14 protein-coding genes are annotated in these 20,432 nt (G+C 42.7%); 12 read left to right on the plus strand and 2 right to left on the minus strand.

Going from position 1 to position 20,432, the window contains the following annotated elements; all coding sequences use genetic code 11:
* Positions 1–432 precede the first annotated feature (432 nt).
* From RM049_RS12400 to RM049_RS12415, 4 genes are all read left to right on the plus strand, one after another.
* Complete coding sequence (locus RM049_RS12400; protein ID WP_322704370.1) at positions 433–1,011, plus strand: Uma2 family endonuclease; 579 nt, start codon at positions 433–435, stop codon at positions 1,009–1,011.
* A gap of 13 nt (positions 1,012–1,024) precedes the next feature.
* Positions 1,025–1,408 carry a VOC family protein gene (locus RM049_RS12405; protein WP_322704371.1) on the plus strand — a complete coding sequence of 128 codons (384 nt, stop codon included), beginning with the start codon at positions 1,025–1,027 and terminating at the stop codon, positions 1,406–1,408.
* A 60-nt stretch (positions 1,409–1,468) separates the two neighbouring features.
* On the plus strand, positions 1,469–2,350 hold the full coding sequence (gene ylqF / locus RM049_RS12410) for a ribosome biogenesis GTPase YlqF (protein WP_194042602.1): 882 nt from the start codon (positions 1,469–1,471) through the stop codon (positions 2,348–2,350).
* 785 nt (positions 2,351–3,135) lie between these two features.
* Positions 3,136–9,471 (plus strand): AAA family ATPase, encoded by a 6,336-nt coding sequence (locus RM049_RS12415; protein ID WP_322704372.1) that lies wholly within the window; start codon positions 3,136–3,138, stop codon positions 9,469–9,471.
* 77 nt (positions 9,472–9,548) lie between these two features.
* Here the strand turns inward: RM049_RS12415 and ctpA are convergent, their stop codons facing one another.
* Entirely contained in the window at positions 9,549–10,793 is a 1,245-nt protein-coding gene (ctpA, locus tag RM049_RS12420) for a carboxyl-terminal processing protease CtpA (protein WP_322682827.1), read from the minus strand.
* A gap of 407 nt (positions 10,794–11,200) precedes the next feature.
* On the opposite strand from ctpA, the gene petB reads away from it, so the two are divergent.
* The 6 genes from petB to RM049_RS12450 all read left to right on the plus strand — a co-directional run bounded on the left by petB (position 11,201) and on the right by RM049_RS12450 (position 16,799).
* Positions 11,201–11,848, plus strand: a complete 648-nt coding sequence (gene petB, locus RM049_RS12425; RefSeq protein ID WP_322675438.1) for a cytochrome b6 — start codon at positions 11,201–11,203, stop codon at positions 11,846–11,848.
* A 254-nt stretch (positions 11,849–12,102) separates the two neighbouring features.
* Complete coding sequence (petD, locus tag RM049_RS12430) at positions 12,103–12,585, plus strand: cytochrome b6-f complex subunit IV (protein ID WP_322704373.1); 483 nt, start codon at positions 12,103–12,105, stop codon at positions 12,583–12,585.
* Between the two features lie 628 nt (positions 12,586–13,213).
* Positions 13,214–13,657: an ATP-binding protein gene (locus tag RM049_RS12435; RefSeq protein WP_292739730.1), complete on the plus strand. Its 444-nt coding sequence runs from the start codon at positions 13,214–13,216 to the stop codon at positions 13,655–13,657.
* 518 nt (positions 13,658–14,175) lie between these two features.
* A complete protein-coding gene (locus RM049_RS12440; RefSeq protein WP_322704374.1) occupies positions 14,176–15,165 on the plus strand; it encodes a GDP-mannose 4,6-dehydratase in 990 nt (329 codons plus the stop codon).
* A gap of 10 nt (positions 15,166–15,175) precedes the next feature.
* Entirely contained in the window at positions 15,176–16,357 is a 1,182-nt protein-coding gene (locus RM049_RS12445; RefSeq protein WP_322704375.1) for a glycosyltransferase family 4 protein, read from the plus strand.
* 70 nt (positions 16,358–16,427) lie between these two features.
* Positions 16,428–16,799: a hypothetical protein gene (locus RM049_RS12450; protein ID WP_322675435.1), complete on the plus strand. Its 372-nt coding sequence runs from the start codon at positions 16,428–16,430 to the stop codon at positions 16,797–16,799.
* A gap of 35 nt (positions 16,800–16,834) precedes the next feature.
* On the opposite strand, the gene RM049_RS12455 is transcribed toward RM049_RS12450, so the two are convergent.
* Positions 16,835–17,266 (minus strand): hypothetical protein, encoded by a 432-nt coding sequence (locus RM049_RS12455; protein ID WP_322704376.1) that lies wholly within the window; start codon positions 17,264–17,266, stop codon positions 16,835–16,837.
* 298 nt (positions 17,267–17,564) lie between these two features.
* Here RM049_RS12455 and RM049_RS12460 point away from each other — a divergent pair, with 298 nt between their 5' ends.
* Both RM049_RS12460 and RM049_RS12465 read left to right on the plus strand, forming a co-directional pair.
* Positions 17,565–17,903, plus strand: coding sequence for a hypothetical protein (locus RM049_RS12460; protein WP_322675433.1), 339 nt, complete (start codon positions 17,565–17,567; stop codon positions 17,901–17,903).
* Positions 17,904–18,194: 291 nt separating this feature from the next.
* On the plus strand, positions 18,195–20,333 hold the full coding sequence (locus RM049_RS12465; RefSeq protein ID WP_322704377.1) for a pentapeptide repeat-containing protein: 2,139 nt from the start codon (positions 18,195–18,197) through the stop codon (positions 20,331–20,333).
* Positions 20,334–20,432 lie beyond the last annotated feature (99 nt).

Consider the following 20,432-nt stretch of genomic DNA (forward strand, 5'->3'; position numbering starts at 1 on the left):
TAGTCTGGAATACAAAAATTAGTGTACGTATGTGGTGATTGATATAACGCTACACTACAGGTTTTGTTTTCTCATTCAGTCTCTCACCCGAATGGCACTAACAAAAACCCAAAGGCTTGTATCGTCTTGTTCCTAGCCTGGAGGCTGGGAATCTTTTAAAAGAGGCTCTGCCTCTTGTCAAACTACTGGAGGCGGCAGCCCTTCCAGAATGGGTTTCCTACCTAGAGGCTCTTAACCAGTCAGAGCAAGGGCTGTATCTTTTCTTAGTGCCATTAGTCTCTCACCCCTATTACCTACCCCAAAATTGTTTTAAAAAATTAAACAACAGGGCATTTGTTGGAGGAATTCTTAAAGTAGAGGTAGAGGCTAATCTTCTCTACTAGTAGCACATGGGTTTGATGCAACTAGGATTTTTGTGGAGCGCAATTAATTATGACTGCTTTAACCTTACAATTACCTGCTAATCTGCAATTTACTGATGAGGAATTTGCACAAATTGTCGCTGTGAATAAAGAATTACGACTAGAGTTAACTGCTGAAGGGGAATTAATTATCATGTCACCTACTGGGGGAGAAACGGGAAACCGTAATTTTGATTTATTAGGTCAGATATGGTTTTGGAGCAATCAAAATAAGCTCGGAAAAGCTTTTGATTCTTCTACTGGGTTTAAACTGCCAAATGGGGCAACTCGTTCGCCTGATGCTTCTTGGATAAGGATACAAAGATGGGAAGCTCTTACCCCAGAACAAAGAAAGAAATTTATTCCTTTGTGTCCTGATTTTGCAGTGGAATTAGTCTCTGAAACTGATGATGTAGAAGATACTAAAACCAAAATGACAGAATATTTAGCAAATGGTTTACAACTCGGTTGGTTGATTAATCCTAAAGAGAAACAAGTCATAATTTATCGCCCAAATCTTGCACCAGAAGTTTTACAATCTCCCACAAGTTTATCGGGTGAAGATGTTCTCCCTGGTTTTGTTTTAAATTTACAGCAGATTTTTGCATAGATAGACTGATTATATGGTTTTCCAGTACACTAATGCATTTGTTACTATAGCATCGGTTCATTGTGAGGAGTTAGTGAATTTCTATACTAGATTTCTGGAGCAAAAGCCAGTTATTTTGATTCCAAATGTCTATGCTGAGTTTAATTTAATTAGTATGCGATTAGGTATTTTTAAACCAAAGAACACAAATGAGTCGGAATTTGAAGCGATTGCCAAAAGTAAGATAAGTTTGTGTTTAGAAGTAAGTAACTTAGAAGATGCGATCGCTCACCTAACTGCTTTGGGCTATCCTCCACCAGGAGACATTTCCATTGCTTCTCACGGCAGAGAAATTTATGCCTATGACCCTGATGGCAATCGTCTGATTTTACATCAAGCGGCTACAGGGAGTCATTAGTCATTTGCAAAGGACAAATGACTAATGACAAAGGACAAATAACAAAGGACAAATAAAAAAATGGCTATAACTCAAAACTATAGATTAAACCTGATTCAATGGTATCCAGGTCACATTGCGAAAGCTGAAAAGAAGCTCAAAGAACAGTTGAAGCGTGTAGATGTGGTGTTTGAGGTACGAGATGCTCGGATTCCCTTAGCAACTCACCATCCCCAAATAGGTGAGTGGGTAGAAGGTAAAAAACGGGTGTTGATACTTAACCGAGTAGATATGATTACACCACAAATGCGATCGCTATGGATCGATTGGTTTAAACGTCAAGGAGAAGTCCCTTATTTTACCAACGCTCAACATGGTAAAGGTATAGCAGAAGTAGCGCGGGCAGCGCAAGCTGCTGGGGTAGAACTTAATCAAAGAAGAAGCGATCGCGGTATGTTACCCCGTCCAGTGCGAGCTGTGGTGATTGGTTTTCCCAATGTTGGTAAATCAGCTTTAATTAACCGCCTGTTGGGAAAGCGAGTTGTGGAAAGTGCAGCTCGTCCTGGCGTAACTCGCCAACTACGCTGGGTGCGAATTTCCGAACATTTAGAATTGCTTGATGCTCCTGGTGTCATCCCTTTGAGATTAGAAGACCAAGACGCAGCCTTGAAATTAGCTATTTGTGATGATATCGGTGAAGCATCTTACGATAACCAGCTAGTAGCAGCAGCCTTAGTGGATTTACTCAACTATTTAGAAGCTGTAGCAGGAGATTTATTACCAAAAAAACCATTACAGTCTCGTTATCAACTCGATTCAACATCAGACACCGGAGATACCTATTTACACGCCTTGGCAGAGCATCGTTACAAAGGTGATGTAGAGCGAGCAGCAAGGCAACTTTTAACAGATTTTCGTAAGGGATTGTTGGGTGAAATGAGTTTAGAATTACCACCAAATTAAATCTAAATTCAAATAGTAAAAATTAGGAAATCTATTTGATTTTTAACAGGACTTACGCAAGTGTCACAAGCAATGGCGCGGCTATGTTGTGCTGCGCGCCAAACAACTAGGCGATAAACATGATAACGTCTTGACTTTTAATTGCAAAGATAAATAATTTTATAAATTGTTTGACCAGTTTTATAAGCTAAATCTTTGAGCTTAAACCAGACTAAAATAGCGCATTCAATATGATTTATGGGAGTAGCACATAGTTACTGAAAAATGCGATCGCGCGCGTTAGATACTGCCACTCACCAACTAAATTAGAGATTTCCAAGAAATAAATTATCCAAATAAACGTAGACGCATACTCCTACAAAGAAGCAAGCTACGCAAAGCGTCTGTCTGCGACACGCTGTTCGCGTTCGTAGAAAAGCGGCTACTCTACGAAAACGCCAAAGGCGAAGCCGCTTTTCTACCACTCCAAGCGCAGAGAACACAAAAAGAGAAGAAATAGAAAGAATTTTTGCGTCAGTTTTGAGATATTTTTATTTGGAAGTTTCTTAATACTTTTTTAATGTTGCCTCATGCCTTTCTTTGTCAGGTCAAAAACTCTTTGACGGAGTTCTGATACTACTTTGGGAAATCATCAAAATGCGTTCGCCACATTTATATAAAGGTGTTTGCATTCCTACTCTTTGGCTTCAGTGCCCGATACCCAATGTAACTTTTCTAATGGTTGTTACTCAATTTATAGTAGTGGGAATTATAACACTAGTATAAAGAGATTTTCGTAAAAATTTATGAGCGCAAAAGTTGATGGAACTTTAAGGATTGCTGGCTACCAAATCATCGAGCAACTTTATTCAGGTTCTCGTACTCAAGTGTATCGGGCAATTCGAGAATGCGTAGGCGCAGCCCGCCGCAGGCATCGCCTACCAGTTGTCATCAAGCTCTTAAAACGAGAATACCCAACTTTTACCGAATTAGTCCAGTTTCGCAACCAATATGCGATCGCTAAAAACCTAGATATTCCCGGCATTATCAAACCCTACTGCCTGGAAGCCCATCATAATGGCTATGCCCTAGTCATGGAAGACTTTGGTGGTGTTTCCCTGCGGCAATTTACTCAAGGAAAAACACTGACATTAGAGCAATTCTTACCCATTGCTCTGCAACTACTAGAAATCTTACACCAGTTACATCAACAGCGCGTCATTCACAAAGACATCAAGCCAGCCAACATCTTGATTCACCCTGACACGAACCAAATCAAGCTGATTGACTTTAGTATTGCCTCACTCTTACCACGAGAAACCCAGGAACTTCAGAGCCTCAATGGACTAGAGGGAACGCTAGCCTATCTGTCGCCAGAGCAAACCGGACGGATGAACAGAGGCATTGACTACCGCAGTGACTTCTATTCTTTAGGTGTGACTTTCTTTGAATTACTGAGTGGAAAATTGCCCTTTGAGTCCTATGAACCGATGGAGTTGGTGCATTATCACATTGCGAAACTTCCACCTAGCCTGTGCGATTTCAACCCCAAATTGCCCTTGATGCTGGGCGAAATTGTCCGCAAACTGATGGCGAAGAACGCCGAAGACCGCTATCAAAGTGCGCTAGGACTTAAACATGACCTTGTTACCTGCTTAGAACAGTGGCGAGAAACAGGCAAACACACCTGGTTTGATTTAGGACAGCGAGATATTAGCGATCGCTTTCTCATACCCGAAAAACTCTACGGACGGGAATCGGAGGTACAAACGTTACTAGAAGCATTTGGTGATGTTGCCAATGGTGGCTCTCAACTGATGCTAGTGGCAGGTTTCTCTGGTATTGGCAAAACCGCAGTCGTCAATGAAGTGCATAAACCGATTGTGCGCTGGAACGGCTACTTCATCAAAGGCAAATACGACCAGTTCAACCGCAACATTCCTCTGTCTGCTTTTGTACAAGCCTTTCGCGATTTGATGGGACAGTTGCTTAGGGAAAGCGATACTCAACTGGAGCAATGGCAAAGTAAGATTTTAGCGGCAGTTGGAGAGAATGGGCAAATCTTGATTGAGGTGATTCCTGAACTGGAGCAGTTGCTCGGCAAACAGCCTGCGATCGCTGAACTATCAGGCGGTGCGGCACAACACCGTTTCAATCTGCTGTTCCAAAAGTTCATTCAGGTGTTCGCGACCAGAGAGCATCCGTTGGTAATATTTCTGGATGACTTGCAGTGGGCAGATTCGGCATCACTGAATTTGCTGAAGCTGTTAATGTCTCAGAGCGATTGCAGCCATCTATTTATTATTGGCGCATACCGCAACAACGAGGTATTTGCGGCTCATCCACTGATGTTGACGCTAGATGAAATTGAAAAAACTTCTTCTGGCATCAAAACCTTGAGCCTAGCTCCCTTGAGTCAAGCAGATGTCAACCATTTAATCGCCGACTCTCTCAGTTGTACGACGGCACAGGCATTACCGTTAACAGAGTTAGTCGATCGAAAAGCCAAAGGCAATCCCTTTTTCACAACTCAGTTTTTGAAAGCGCTACATGAGGATGGGCTGATTACCTTTAATTGGGAGACAGGTTTTTGGCAGTGTGATATAGCACAAGTGCGATCGCTTGCTCTGACTGATGATGTGGTGGAATTTATGGCACAACAACTTCAAAAATTGCCCAACATCACTCAAGATGTTCTGAAACTGGCAGCCTGTATCGGCAATCAGTTCGATTTGGCGACGTTAGCGATCGTTTATGAAAAGTCGCAAGCAGAAACCGCTTCAGACTTGTGGAAAGCATTGCAAGAAGGATTTATCATTCCTACCAATGAAATTTACAAGTTTTATCAGGATTCCTCATTGGCGATCGGTCATTTGCAAATGACAAATGACGAAGGACAAATGACGGTTTACAAATTCTTGCACGATCGCGTCCAGCAAGCTGCTTATTTCCTGATTCCAGGCGAACAAAAACAGATAGCTCACCTAAAAATTGGGCAACTATTACTGACTCATACGCCTGTTGCCAAACAAGACGAAAAATTATTTGAAATCGTTAACCAACTTAATATCGGCAAATCCCTAATTGTCGATTTATCTAAGCAAATAGAACTCGCCCAACTCAATCTGAAAGCTGGACAAAAAGCCAGAGCCGCAACTGCCTATACAGCCGCATTTGAGTATTCCACTATGGGCATCGCCTTGTTAGCTGAAAATATGTGGCAAACGCAGTATGAGTTAACCTTAGCCCTCTACGAAGCTGCCACTGAAGCCGCTTACCTGAGCGGCAACTTTGAGCGGATGACACAATTGGCGGCAATCATTACAGAACACTCTAGAAACTTGTTGGATACGATTAAGGTCTATGAAGTTCAAATTCAAGCAGCTCAAGCCCAACATCAATTTATAGAAGCAGTAGAGATTGCCCTCAAGAGTGTGGAGCGTTTAGGAAACAGCCTTCCAAAGCAACCCAGTCAATCAGATATTGCCAAAGCATTCGAGACGACTAAATCCATCTTGGCTGGAAGGCAACCACTGGATTTAATCAATTTACCCCAAATGACAGATCCTAACAAATTAGCAGTTGTACGGATTCTTGCCACTGTCACTTCTGCTGCTTTTGTTGTCACTCCAGCGCTCTTACCATTTATTGTTCTCGAACAGGTCAATTTATCCGTTCAATATGGCAATAGTTCATTTTCGGCAATTGGCTATGGCTACTATGGAATGATACTTTGTGGGATGACAGGAGAGATTGACTCTGGCTATGAGTTTGCACAACTAGCACACTTGTTGCTGGAACATTTCAATGCCAAAGAACTAAAGTCCAGAGTCTATGTCGGAATTTACTGTTGCGTGTGGCATTGGAAAGAGCCGCTCAAGAACTCCTTAGCGTTTCTCCGGGAAGGCTACGAAGTTGGATTGGAAACGGGAGATTTAGAATCAGCTGCTATTTGCGGATTCATTTACATCTCATACTGTTGGTTTCTGGGCAAAGAATTAAGCGATCTCAACCGAGAGAGCGTTGCCTTCCGAGATCAGCTTGGGCAGCTCAACCAAGAAGGTCTTACCAGCCATCTGACCGTTTTTCAGCAACCAATTTTGAATATGCTGGGCGATTCTGCTGAACCTTGGCAGCTGACTGGAAATGCCTTTAATCGAGAGGAAATTGTGCCAGTTCTCCAGCGATCGGGCGATCAAACTGCGTTGTATTATCTCTATGCCAACCAACTTGGTCTGTGTTACATGTTTGGCAAGTTTGAGTTGGCGGTGTCAGCAGCGATCGCTGCTGAAAATTATATAGGTGGTGCTACAGGCTTATTCATCGTTCCGCTCTGCTACACCTATGATTCTCTAGCCCATCTGGCAATCTATTCTCAGGTTTGTGAGGCACAACAGCAACACATTCTGCAACGGGTGGCTAAAAATCAGGAAAAAATGAAAAAGTGGGCTGATCGTGCTCCAGAAAATTACCTGCACAAATTTTATTTAGTTGAAGCCGACCTATACCGAGTTTTAGGGCAGAAATCAGAGGCAATAGATTTGTACGATCGCGCCATAACTCTAGCTAAAGAACACGGTTATACCCAAGAAGAAGCCCTGGCCAATGAACTGACCGCTAAGTTCTACCTCGACTGGGGTAAACAGCGCATTGCCCAAGAATACATGACCCAAGCCTACTATGGCTATGCTCGTTGGGGCGCTAAAGCCAAAGTCGCCGACTTGGAACGACGCTATCCCCAACTCCTCGCCCCCATCTTAGAGCAAACCCGTTCTCCCTTCTCAACTAACGAAACTATCTTCATCTTGGAGAGTGTTACCTCCACCAGTTCCGCCACTTCCAATAGTAGCAACGTCTCTGTTGCTTTAGATTTAGCTACCATTCTCAAAGCTTCCCAAACTCTTTCTAGGGAAATCGAACTTGAAAAACTGCTTTCAGCTTTGCTGCATATCGTCATTGAAAATGCTGGAGCCGATAAATGTGTATTTATGCTTTTGGAGTCAGAGCGGTTGCTAGTTCAGGCTTTAGCACAACTTTCCCTGAGCAGTCTACAGAACCAAGCTGCCAAAGTTGATTTCTACTCGATGTTATTCAACCCACAGCCTGTTGAAGACTCAGTTGATGTACCAGTTCGCTTAATTAATAACGTCAAACGCAACTTACAACCAGCAGTAATTACTGATGCCACAGTGCATCCGCAATTAATTAACGACCCGTATATTCAGCAACAGCAACCCAAGAGTATCTTGTGCAGCCCGATTTTGCATCAGGGTAAGTTGTTGGGCATATTGTACCTGGAAAATAATTTAGCAACCGGAGCCTTTACAAGCGATCGCGTCGAACTGCTGAACTTACTTTGTGCCCAAGCCGCAATTTCTTTGGAAAATGCCCGAATTTACCAAAATTATCAAAACTATGCTCAACAGTTGGCACAATCTCTAGCAAAATTGCAAGCTAGTGAAATCCGCTTCCAAAATTTGGCAAATAATATTCCTGGGATGGTGTACCAATTCCGTCTGGAGGTGGATGGTTCAACTTCAACACCCTACGTTAGTTCTGGCTGTCTCGACTTATATGAGTTAGAGCCAGAGTTGGTAATGGCAGGGACGCATAGCGTTTACGCCATGAATCATCCTGACGATCGTCCGGCTATTGCCCAAGCGCTCGCTTACTCTGCCCAAAATCTCACACCCTTTGAGCAAGAATGGCGGATTATCCTGCCTTCAGGAACCGTGAAATGGATTCAATCTGCGGCTCGGCCAGAGCGACAAGCCGATGGTGCAATTGTATGGGATGGGGTAGTAATTGATATTAGCGATCGCAAACACGCCGAAGCATCTCTAGCTAAAGAACGAGAGTTTTTGAATGCCATCATTCACAATATTACTGATGGCATTGTTGTTTGCGATGCTAGTGGCAAATTGACTCTATTTAACAAAGCAACTCGTGAATTTCATGGTGTACCAGTAGAATCATTACCAGCAGAACAATGGGCAGAACACTTCTCACTCTATCAACCTGATGGTCAAACACCTCTATCAACCACGGAAATTCCTTTATTTCGCGCCTTGCAAGGAGAAATCGTCGAAAATGCCGAAATGGTAATTGCGCCGAAGCATGGCTCTAGGAGAATTTTATTAGCTAGTGGACAAGCAATCTTTGATGCTTCGGGTAACAAACTCGGTGCAGTAGTTGTCATGCGAGATATTAGCGAAAGGGCGCGGCTTGAAGCCGAACGCAAACTTGCTGAACTTGCCTTGCAGCAAAAATCACAAGATTTAGAACAAGCGTTAACCGATCTGCAAAACGCCCAATTGCAAATGGTGCAAAGTGAAAAAATGTCAGCGCTAGGGAATTTAGTTGCTGGTGTCGCTCACGAAATGAATAATCCCCTTGGTTTTATTGCTGCTAGTCTAAAACTTGCTAAACCTACTTTTACAGATGTAATTGAACACTTAAAACTCTATCAAGAAACCTTGCCTAATGGGAGTGATGAAATCAAAGACCATGCCCAAGAAATCGACTTGGATTATAGCTTAGAAGACTTGCCTAAGATGATTGATGCCATGTCGATGGCGTGCGATCGCCTGAAAAATATCAGCACCAGTTTACGAACTTTCTCGCGTGCCGATAAAGATTATAAAGTACCATTTAATATTCACCAAGGCATCGACAGCACGATTTTAATTTTGAAACATCGTCTCAAGGCTAACGAGCAACGTCCAGCAATTGAAGTGATAACTGAATACGCCACTTTACCTCAAATTGAGTGTTTCCCTGGACAACTAAATCAAGTGTTTATGAATCTACTAGCAAATGCTATTGATGCCTTGGAGGAATCGAATATCGATCGAAGTTTTGACGAAATTAAAGCAAATCCAAACTGCATTACAATTACCACTACAGTCGAAAATAATTTAGTTAAAATTACAATCGCTGATAATGGGAAGGGTATCGAGGAAGAAGTCGAACAAAAAATGTTTGACCATTTATTTACGACAAAAGCTGTCGGAAAAGGCACAGGATTAGGACTTGCGATCGCTCGACAAATTATTGTAGAAAAACATGGCGGAGCGATCGCAGTGAATTCCCAACTTGGGGAAGGAACTGAATTTGTGATTCAGCTACCGTTATCGGTATAATTAAATTTTAGCTTTCTTAAGTATGGTATTCAGATGGAGTCTGAACCCCCACCTGATTTGTCTCCTTGTACCCTTCTTCAAGCTTTCCCCGCTACCACCGAGTTTTTCTTCAAAAGTTCCACAGCGGCTTGATATTGCAAATCCGCTTCAGTACCAATCTGTTCGCGGTTAATGGCTGGTTGAGAAATAACTTTATCTGGCTTAATACCTAGTTTGTTAATATCCCGGTGTTCAGGAGTTTCATACTTAGCAATTGTGACTGCTAAACCCGAACCATCTGATAATTCAAACAAGGATTGAATTAATCCCTTGCCAAAGGTAGTTTCGCCTACCAACTGGGCACGACCGTTATCTTGGAGTGCGCCAGCAAGAATCTCACTGGCACTGGCAGTTCCTTGATTTACCAAAATCACCAGAGGATCTTTCGTCAAAGCTGGCCCAAAGGCTTCAAAACTACCTTGAATACCTTGCCGGTTAACAGTGTAAACAATAGTGCCAGAATCTAACCAGAGACGGGCAATTTCAATTCCTGATTGCAATAATCCCCCAGGATTATTTCGTAAATCTAGAATGTAGGCAGCAGCGCCTTTTTTTTCTAGACTAGAAATAGCGTGTGCCAATTCCGTTGAAGCGTTGGCATTAAATTGTGTAAGACGTAGGTAGCCAATGGGTGTACCCTCAGCAGAAACACGCAAATCTGAAACCACAGGGTTAAGGGCAATGCGATCGCGTGTCAGTCTAATTTCCGTTTCTGCCTCTCCGTCCCGTTCGATTACGAGAGTCACAAGGCTGCCACTGGGCCCGCGCATTCTGGTAGCAGCTTCATCAAGGGTGAGATTTTCTGTGGAAACACCTTCAATTTTGAGAATGCGATCGCGTGGTCGAATCCCCGCTTTATCTGCCGGTGAACCGGCGATAGGAGCCACTACTTCTAACTTTCCATTCTCAGAATTCAAGGCAATTTGCAATCCTACCCCAGTCAGTTCCCCAGAAGTATTGACCTGCAAGCTGCGGTACTGTTCTGGATCTAAAAAGCGGGTAAAAGGATCGTCGAGGCTCTTGAGCATCTTCCCAATTGCCTCATAACTGGCATTTGAGTCTGGCAGTGGTTTTTCCAGAACCTTTTGCCGCACAGCCGCCCAGTTTTGATGATTAAATGTCTCATCTAGATAAGTACGATTAACAATTCGCCAAACTTCCGAAACCAGCTTTTGTTCTCCAGTCAAAGCCAGCGATGGCTGAGTGAGGGTACCCAACGCCAAGCAAACCGCCATTAACAATGAAAATCCAACCCGAAAGACTTGTTTATTCATGAACCCCATTATCAATTCCACCTCAACCCAAATTGCCTAGATAATGCCCACTTCCTCTGTTGTTGATGAAATCTATCTCTCGATTATGTTACTTTTTTTATAGAAGTGGTGCATTTTTCTCATCAAGTTGTTCAGTCAACTGATGCATCGTATCCACTCACCAAAGGATAAAATCTACTTTGTGTCCACCATTTTGTGTGTAGGGGCGTAAAGAGATCGCAATATATTCCATCTTTACAAAGTGTAAAGTTTCTGAAGTCTCTTAGCACACTCAAAGCCCAAAAGCAAAGAAAAAAACTCCCCTTTATTAAAATCCCAAAATTGTTAATTGGGAGAGAAGTCTGAGCGAAGGCTTCTGCCGATTCAGAACTTCGGGATTTATCAACCGCAACCGACTTTTAGGAACTTGAGATTGTATGGCCAACGTTTACGACTGGTTTGAGGAACGCCTGGAAATTCAGGCACTCGCCGAAGACGTTACTAGCAAGTACGTCCCTCCCCACGTCAATATCTTTTACTGCCTGGGTGGAATTACCCTGGTTTGTTTTCTCATCCAGTTTGCTACTGGATTTGCCATGACGTTCTACTACAGGCCAACAGTTACTGAAGCTTTCTCCTCAGTGCAGTACATCATGACTGATGTAAACTTCGGTTGGCTAATTCGCTCCATCCATCGCTGGTCTGCCAGCATGATGGTGTTGATGATGATTTTGCACGTCTTCCGGGTTTATCTCACTGGTGGTTTCAAAAAGCCTCGCGAATTGACCTGGGTAAGTGGTGTAATCCTAGCTGTGATCACCGTTTCCTTCGGAGTTACCGGCTATTCTCTACCTTGGGATCAAGTTGGCTACTGGGCTGTGAAAATCGTTAGCGGCGTACCAGAAGCAATTCCCGTGGTTGGAGTTCTGATTTCCGACCTGCTGCGCGGCGGTTCCAGTGTTGGTCAAGCAACACTAACTCGTTACTACAGCGCACACACATTTGTACTGCCTTGGTTGATTGCAGTATTCATGCTGTTTCACTTCTTGATGATCCGCAAGCAAGGTATTTCCGGGCCTTTGTAATCTCAGCTATTAGCGAAAGGCAACATTTGTTAGTTTTCAGATCGAGTTGTTTGTTTTAAACTTATGAAACACAAGAAATTAATTGCACATAAGTTCCAAAAAACAAATACTTGTATCTGAAGCCTCAAGCTATAGACAACTTCAGGCGGATGACTGTAGATATAGAAACGCTGTTTTCCGCCTTTTGGTTGCCTAGTAGCTGATAGCTTTCACAAATGCTTTAATTTAACTTAAGCAGGAGAGCACATTTAAAAATGTCAACACAAAAAAAACCTGACCTGAGCGATCCTCAGTTAAGAGCCAAACTCGCTAAAGGCATGGGTCACAACTACTATGGTGAACCCGCTTGGCCTAATGACTTACTTTACGTCTTTCCAATTGTGATCATGGGTTCCTTCGCTGCGATTGTGGCTCTAGCCGTGCTAGATCCCGCAATGACAGGTGAACCAGCAAATCCTTTCGCCACACCATTGGAAATTTTGCCAGAGTGGTACTTGTATCCAGTATTCCAAATTTTGCGATCACTTCCTAACAAACTTTTAGGAGTGTTAGCAATGGGTTCCGTACCAGTAGGGCTAATCCTCGTTCCCTTTATTGAGAACGTGAATAAGTTCCAAAACCCCTTCCGCCGTCCAGTTGCAACCACAGTATTCCTTGTTGGTACTCTTGTCACAATATGGCTGGGTATTGGTGCTGCTTTGCCATTGGATAAATCTTTGACCTTGGGACTATTCTAAATTAGTCACCACAAAGTCTTTTGACGCCTGTGAGTTTCAAGAGCAGATGCAGATGTGCTTTTGAAAGCAATCAACAGGCGTCAATTTTAACGGGAAAGAATTCAGAAGCCAGAATGGGCTAAACGCCCTGCTACCGCTAACAGAATTAAATTGTGAACTAAAAAGCGGATAACGCCACCAAAGCGAGTCCGTGTATCTTACGGGAAAGCAAGTTATGCATAGCGTCTTATAGATAGTCTCTGCATAAATGGGTTTAAGTTCCCCACTAAATATGCTTTTTTTAGTGGTCAACAAGATATTGTTGGATCTGTAGCCAAATCCCGCAGTGTATCCCTCACTGATTTCCTTCTGAATTCTTCTTCAATAGTTCAGATTGCTTCTGGGATTTGCAGTTTTGGATAGAAAACCTATTCCAAAATATCAAATCATCAAAAGTCAACAAATACAAACATTTCTTACTTAACGTAAGTTGCTAGTTACAACCCTCAGAATGCCAAAATCATTCATGTTTTGTATTTTGGTACATAGAATATGTCAATTTAGATTTTTTTATGTCAGAGAAATTTTGCGAACAGCGCAGAATTTAATAACTAGCAACTTGGGTTTACTTATATTCAACTCACAGTTAATGCTTAGTATAGTGCAGCAAGACCATCTGACGGTTAAGAGCGAACTCAGGCTCTTAAACCAGGTGCAAGAATGGTTTGAGCAATTTTGTCTGCAACACTTGTCTCAACTTGGCTGGTCAAAAACCCAACTCGATCGCCTTAATTTAGCATTAGCAGAAGGCTTTACCAACGCTGTTCGTCACGCTCATCATGCTTTACCCCCAGAAACAATCATTGAAATTAACGTTTATCTGTGGATTGACCGACTAGAGATTAGAATTTGGGATTATGGAAAACCTTTCAATCCTGATGCGATCGCAGAGCCAGCCCCAGGTACTCTGCAAGTAGGTGGGTATGGATGGTTTCTTCTGAGGCGGTTGGCCGATCGGGTTGTATACGAACGTGGTGCGGATGGTAGAAATTGCCTGCTCATTGTCAAATACTCTGTAGAAGCACAAAAGTAACACTGAAATAGTCAAGGCTAAAGGAAAGAATAATTCTGATGTCAATTTTGGCTTGTGAGGGGAGTGTAACTTAAAGAAGAAGTATCGACAGAAAACGATGGCTTTTCTTCTCTAAAATATTCTCTTGTACTTAGGATTCAAACAAATAAAACTTCTCATATAGCCGTTACCAAGCTAATTAAGGGTTTGCCAAAAGTTGAGCTATACACTTTCAAATAGAAGCGGTTTTTACTAAAATACATGGTTATTTGATTGATAAGAGTATACTCTTTTTTCAATATTATTTAAATTGGAGAAATATATTTTTTTCATGAAATTGCTTATCATTATTATGATTTTTTTGTAAAATTTTAAGTAAAGTTTTTGTATAAAAAGAACTAGTGAATCTAGTAAAAATAGCATTCGAGCTACACTAGCTCCCTTGTTAAGATTTGTCAGCAGTGTTGAGAGTCTTTATGTTTGTTCTCCAACAAGTGCCATTTCGTGCTTAGAGAGATAGACAGAATAAAAGACAAAATATGACTAAGACAGCCTTAATTACCGGAATTACTGGTCAAGATGGCTACTATCTCAGCCATTTGCTCCTCAATCGAGGTTATCGAGTTGTCGGATTAGTGCCCCCAGATCGACAACCTAATTTGAAAAAACTGGGAATACTGGCAAACCAAGTAGAAATTTTTACAGTTGACTTGAGGGATAATGCGGCACTGTTGACCGCAGTTGAACAACTGCGTCCCCAAGAGATTTACAATTTGGCGGCTCCCAGTTTTGTACCCGACTCCTGGAACGACCCATTGGGAACTTTGGATTTAATAACTGGTACAGCTACTAGGCTCTTGGAAGCAGTACGAAAAGTTGGTTTGTCTACCAGATTTTATCAAGCCAGCAGTTCAGAAATGTTTGGCGATGTATTCCTCTCGCCTCAAGATGAAGAAACCGCTTTTCGTCCCAAAAATCCTTATGCTGCGGCTAAAATGCACGCCCACTGGACGATGGTGCATCATAGACAGCGCTATGGACTATTTGCCTGTAGCGGAATTTTATATAATCACGAGTCTCCTCTACGCGCACCTGGGTTTGTCACACGCAAAGTTTCTTTAGCGGCTGCATCAATTAAATTGGGTTTAACTGACACCTTAGAAATGGGTAATCTGGATGCCAAACGTGATTGGGGCTTTGCAGGTGATTATGTCGAGGCCATGTGGCGAATGTTGCAAATTGATGAGCCAGAAGAATATGTGATTGGCACTGGTAAACTACACAGTGTGAGAGATTTAGTTGCCACAGCCTTTGAGTCAGTCGGCTTGAATTGGAAGCAGTATGTAGTTTTAAATACTAGCTTGTTACGACAAGATGAGCATTTTCAACTAGTAGCTAACCCCAGCAAGGCTAAAAGAAACCTCGGCTGGGAACCCCAAGTAAGCTTTGAGGAACTTTTAGAAAAAATGGTAAAAACAGATTTGGAGCGATTACAAAGCGGTGCAATCGCGCCCTTATCGCAAGTGTAAATAATCTAAGATGCAAATCACTACAGTGACAAAAAACCTGAATTTAGGTAATAAAGTTAATAAACAAACTAACCATATCTTCGTGTTTTTAGAAATTTTTGCTCATGAAGGTGGTATTCAATCCTATATAAAAGATATTTTTCGCGCCTATTTGGCATTGGGTCAAGACTACAAAGCAGAAGTATTTTTGCTGCGAGATAGTGCTGATAGCTTAAATCCGTTTGAAGACGAAAACTTAAAATTTCATTACTTTAAAAATCAGTCTCCCTATTTGGGGAGATTGCAAATGGCAGCAGCTTTACTGAAATGTCTGTTGCAGAGCCGTCCGCAGCAGGTTTTCTGCGGTCACATTAACTTAGCAGTATTAATCCAAACGCTTTGCCAGCCCTTGGGGATTCCTTACATCGTGCTAACTTACGGCAAAGAAGTCTGGGAACCGTTGAAAAATCAGGAACGTCGTGCCCTGATATCAGCAGAGAGAATTTGGACAATTAGTCGCTACAGCCGCGATCGCGCTTGTGTTGCCAATAGTCTAAACCCAAACATGGTACAGATGATGCCTTGTGCAATTGATGCGGATAAATTTACCCCTGGCTCCAAACAACCAGAATTAATCCAGAAGTATGGCTTAACTGGCGCGAAAGTGTTAATGACAGTAGCGCGGTTATGGTCAGGAGATATTTACAAGGGTGTAGATGTCACAATTCGGGCATTACCACAAATCGCTGAAGTTTTCCCAGAAGTGAAATATTTGGTAATTGGTCGCGGCGATGACCAACCGCGATTAGCTAAACTTGCTGCATCTTTAGGTGTGAGCGATCGCGTTGTATTTGCTGGTTTCGTTGCCACAGAACAATTAATGGAACATTACCGCCTTGCTGATGCCTATATCATGCCTTCACAAGAAGGCTTTGGCATAGTTTATCTAGAAGCAATGGCTTGTGGAGTGCCGGTGTTATCTGGTGACGATGATGGTTCCGCTGACCCCTTGCAGGATGGTAAACTGGGATGGCGAGTCCCACACCGCAATCCTGATGCTGTAGCAACAGCTTGTATAGAAATGCTTCAAGGGGATGACCAGCGATGTGATGGAGAGTGGCTGCGAGAACAGGCGATCGCTCTGTTTGGCTTAAATGCCTTTCAACAGCACTTACACAAAATGCTGCTATCCTCAGTAATAAAGTCCATTTGAGTCCAAATGACAAATGACCAATGACTAAAATCGCTATCCTAGAAGGAGAGCAGGACGAAATTTATTAAAAATGAGCTTTAAGTCATTTCAATTGAATCTTTTAAATCTCCGCCCTTGGCTCACCCTGCTGGCAGTTGTTTGGTTGCTGGCATCAGTGGGCTTGGGTTGGTTAGTTAATTCATTGCTAATTATTTTCGGGTTGCTGTTGTTAACACCTATTGTGGCTTTTTTTGGCTTTCGTTGGTGGCTGCAACGCAACTTGGTTGCCGATCAATGTCCCGTTTGTGGATATGAATTTACAGGCTTAAATAACAGTCAGTTGCAATGTCCTAACTGTAAGGAATTACTGTTAGTGCAAAATAGTCATTTTCAGCGCTTCACACCAGAAGGCACAATTGATGTCACTGCTGTCGAAGTTCCCGCTAAATCACTGGAAGAATAGTCATTAGTCATTTGTCCTTTGCTAATGACTAATGACTATTTATTTTTTTGTGAGATTGAGAGGTTGTAAGTAAACTGTTGCTGGGATAGTTCGCCCACATACAGCGAGTATTTTCCTGCCTGCCAATAACCAGAAAGTTCTGACTTACTTCCAGAGTAACTATCTGCTAATACACAAAAGCGCCCTCCAGGCCCGTCGATCAGGAGTGTTGGCTTTCCTTGACTCTCTACTGTTAATCGTAAATAAGGTAGTGACTCTGTAACTTGGATAACTTGACTAGGTTCAGTGGTAATATTGCCACAATTACTTTTGACAGCTCCCCCAGACTTTCCCTTCAAAACCACTGGATCTGGTTGGAAATTTCGACCAATTTGAATTGTCGGTGTCTGTGCCAAATTAGCCTCAGTGAAAGCCAAACTCATCGCCAAAGCTGTGGGAATAATTGCAAGTAGCCTCAGAGTCTTCATTTTAATTAATGCTCCAGATTTTTTTAGAGCAATATTGTTATACAGTCCGATCTATATAGACGAGAGCAATTCCTCTTGGTTCCAAAAGCTGCCGTATAAAGTAATACTAGTTAGTTCAGGATTATTTGTGAAGATTTGATAGGTGTATGTAGAGAGGTTGCATTGCAACGTCTCTACAATTGATGTCTGAAAGGTCTTGCATCCACAGACATTAGCTAAAATCACAAAGACAACCACCAAAAATAGAATTTGGTTAGTCTATTGTTGAATAAGTATGCTAATGAGTTAGGAAAAATTGATGAATCCTCAACCAGAAGAAGACTTACAGCGTCGTCTCAATCAGCTAGACGCAGAGATTAATTCCCCGCCTGGGGTGGTTTCACAAGAACAAAAACAAACGCCTCAGTCTGTTTTTGCCAGCTTCAACTTGCAACTGGAGCGATTTCAGATTTGGTTCAACAGCTTATCTGGGGCAAAAAAGCTGGTAGTTTCAGGTGTGACGGTGCTAGTAGGCTTGGCGATACTGCAAGCAGTGTTTAAACTAGTTGCATCTGTAATCAGTCTGGCACTTTTGGCAGTGTTAGTGTATGTTGGATACAAAATTTTTGTGTCTGGTAGCTTTCAACGTAAGCAATAAGTTGATATGCATTTACTTTGCACTCTGCCCAAAGTTATGAAAGTCAGGAGCCGAAATAAAAACGGCTTCTGACTTACAGAGGATTTCCAGGAAGTTGAAGTACACAAGCTAAGTGTCAAAACTAGGTATAAAGCCTATTTGATTTCTGTTAGGGCAGCCCATTCAGACTCCAAAATTCTGCTGCATAACTCCTAAATCCTATTTCAATATGCTTTTCTTTTTGCTGACGAGCTTAGTCTATTTTAATTGTGCCGATCGCGGCGTAGAAATAATATCAAAGGAAATTATACGATGACCTCACCAATTGTCAGAAGAACTAGTAATCAATCTGGTCAGTCAAAAAAATCGGAAAGAGCCAATTCGCTACTGCTAGGAAGTAGGCGTTTTGCTGCTTGGGCGGCTGAAATCACACTAGTGGTGACTAGTGGGTTGATTCCCTTCGGCATTGGTGTCTATGCCAATTCTAGAAGCGATCTGAACCGAGTACCGCTTAACCCCGTGCTGGTAGTCACAGAAAGAGCGATCGCCAGACCTTTAGCTCTACCTGTGAGCTATGGCATCCGTAATGTTGCATGGCCGACTAATATTTTGTGGACAATCGCCTTGTTAGCGCCTGTAACTCTCTCTTGGTGGCAATTGTATTTATTAGCTAAGACTGGTAGCACAATTCCTAAACGTTGGTTAAAAGTGCGGGTTGTCAACGAGCAAGGGAAGCCGCCCGGATTGGGGGCAGTTGCGATCAGAGAAGGAGTTGGACGTTGGACAGTACCCATTTCCATTGCCTATCTACTGTGGCGCTACAGCTTTGCTTTTCCCAATTTAGGATTATTCACATTTTTGTCTTTATTAATGATTGTGGGTGAAGGGATTGGCTTACCGTCACGTCAAGGGCGTCGCGCACTCCACGATCGACTCGCAGGTACTTATACAATCGATGCAATCTTAGCTAGCAACAGACAAGCTCAGTCTGCTGACGGTAATGAAGAAGCAGAATGGCAAGAGGGAGAAGAATTAGCGGCAGATCGAACCAGCCAGTCACCTAATTTGTGGCGGCGAATACAGCAAAATCCCAATCTGACTTTGTTCGGGGTAGGGCTGACGAGTATGACTGCTGTACTGGCAACTTTAATCGGCACTCAAGTTTATATCCAAATTCAACAATCCCAGCGAGCAACCAAGCAAATCAACAGCCAACAATTCCTCGAACTTGTCAAACAATTGACTCCCAACTCTGGGGCGACTAATGAGCAACGCCAAAGTGCAATTCTGGCTATGGGTGGTCTTAATGACCCACAATCGATTAAATTTCTGGCGGATTTATTAGTTAGCGAAACTGACCCCAGCCTTCTGGATACAATTCAACAAGCTTTGACAACTGTCGGGCCCCAAGCCATCCCGGAACTGAAAAATAAGAATCAGTTTTTGGTCAGCGAACTGGAATCTGTAGGTAGCACTGCAACCAAAGAGCGGGAATTACGCCAAGGTCGGTTACAAAGAAACCAACGAACAATCAACAAGATTCTCTCTGTTTATAGCGGTAAAAAAATCGACGGTGTTGACCTTAGTAGAACCCAATTAGGTCAAAGCGGTACTCCAGGAAGTTCCTTCTTCAACTTGGTACTGGACAATCTTGATTTATCAGGAGTTAAGTTTAAATCTGCAAATCTTAACCAAGCTAGCTTTAAGGGTAGCCGCTTCCGGGGTGTGGGTGAAGATGGACGCTGGGATACCTACGACGATGTAATGGCTGATTTAAGCCAAGCTCAGTTGCAGCAAGCCAATCTCACTGATGCTAACCTCAGTCGCGTCTTGATGAACCGCATCGATTTGAGTCGTGCCACTCTTAACAGAGCCAACTTATCCAACGCGCGTTTATATGATGCTAAACTCAACAGCACCCAACTAGTAGGAGCCGATCTGCGAAACGCAGTTTTAGAAAAAGCTAGCTTGACTGGGGCTGATTTAGGCGATGCCAAATTGAACGAAGCCAATCTGTATGCAGCGCGTTTAGGTCGCGCCACTGCGATCGGCACGCAATTATCTTTTGCCAACTTAATTAACACTGATTGGCAAGGGGCAGATTTATCAGGAGCTTATTTGGATCGTGCTAACCTCAGCAATGCTAACTTCAGCGCTACTCGTTTAACTGGTGCTGTTTTACGTTCTGCCCAAATGGAAAACGTTAACTTGCAAAATGCTGACCTAAGTCTTGCAGATTTACGAGGGGCAAATGTTGCTGGAGCAGATTTCAAAGGAGCAATTCTCGCTCCTAGCAAACAAGATCCAGCAGATCAATTTGTCCAAACCCCAGATTTAGGCTCAGTATCTGCCGTAGTCCAAGGGGTTGATTTTTCTCAAGCCAAAAATTTAGATGCCAAGCAATTAGCATACATTTGTACTCAAGGAGGGATTCATCCCCGTTGCCCGTAGAATGAGAAAGGGAGCAGGGGGCAGGGAGCAGGGGAGGATGAGGAGACAAGGAGACAAAGGGACAAGGAGATAAACAAAACTCCTAACTCTTAACTCTTA

Source organism: Nostoc sp. DedQUE04 (assembly GCF_034530995.1).
GTDB lineage: Bacteria > Cyanobacteriota > Cyanobacteriia > Cyanobacteriales > Nostocaceae > Nostoc.